The organism is Streptomyces anatolicus (assembly GCF_019400875.1).
GTDB classification, from domain to species: domain Bacteria; phylum Actinomycetota; class Actinomycetes; order Streptomycetales; family Streptomycetaceae; genus Streptomyces; species Streptomyces anatolicus.
The window spans coordinates 1-1,085 of sequence record NZ_WMBF01000855.1 but is presented as its reverse complement, the minus strand read 5'-3'; the positions used below and the strand labels follow the sequence as shown (position 1 = coordinate 1,085).

The window sequence follows — 1,085 nt, the reverse complement described above, 5'->3', positions numbered from 1 at the left end:
GGGCCAGGGGCGGCGGGGTGTTCATTGGGGTACTCCGTGGACGGTCAGCAGCGCGCGCATCCGGGAGGCCGCCAGGTGCGGGTCGGGGAACAGGCCGAGCCCGTCGGCCAGTTCGTAGGCGCGGGCCAGGTGCGGGAGGGAGCGGGCCGACTGGAGACCGCCCACCATCGTGAAGTGTGTCTGGTGTCCGGCCAGCCAGGCGAGGAGGACCACGCCGGTCTTGTAGTAGCGCGTGGGGTGCTCGAAGAGGTGGCGGGAGAGTGCGACGGTCGGGTCGAGGAGGGCGCGGAAGGCCCGCACGTCGCCGGTGTCCAGGGCGCGCACGGCCTCGGCGGCCAGCGGGCCCAGGGGGTCGAAGACGCCGAGGAGCGCGTGGCTGAAGCCGTGGTCGTCGCCCGCGATCAGCTCGGGATAGTGGAAGTCGTCACCCGTATAGCAGCGCACCCCCTCGGGGAGGCGGCGGCGCAGGGCGATCTCGCGGTCGGCGTCCAGGAGCGAGACCTTGATGCCGTCGACCTTTTCGGGGTGGGCGGCGATGACCTCCAGGAAGGTGTCGGTCGCCGCGTCCAGGTCGGCCGAGCCCCAGTAGCCCGCCAGGGCGGGGTCGAACATGGGGCCGAGCCAGTGCAGGATGACCGGTTGGCTCGCCTGGCGCAGGAGGTGGCCGTACGTCTCCAGGTAGTCGTCCGGCGAGGCGGCGGTCGCGGCGAGGGCGCGCGATGCCATCAGGATCGCCTGGGCGCCGGCCGATTCGACGAGGGCGAGCTGTTCCTCGTAGGCCTTTCTGACCTGCGGAAGGCTTGCGGGCAGGGTCAGTTGGTCGGTGCCGGCGCCGCATGCGATCCGGCCGCCGACCGACTTCGCCTCGGCGGCCGAGCGGCGGATGAGTTCGGCGGCGCCCGTCCAGTCGAGGCCCATGCCGCGCTGGGCGGTGTCCATGGCCTCGGCGACGCCCAGGCCGTGCGACCACAGGTGGCGGCGGAAGGCGAGCGTGGCGTCCCAGTCGACGGCGGCCGGGCCGTCCGGGGAGATGTCCGCGCGGGGGTCGGCGACGACGTGGGCGGCGGAGAGGACGGTGCGGGAGG

1 protein-coding gene is annotated in these 1,085 nt (G+C 73.5%); it reads right to left on the bottom strand.

Features of this window, described 5'->3' with window-relative positions; all coding sequences use genetic code 11:
• Window positions 1-21 precede the first annotated feature (21 nt).
• Window positions 22-1,085: dihydrodipicolinate synthase family protein (locus GKQ77_RS32975; RefSeq protein ID WP_219692814.1), on the bottom strand; the 1,064-nt coding region annotated here is incomplete at its 5' end.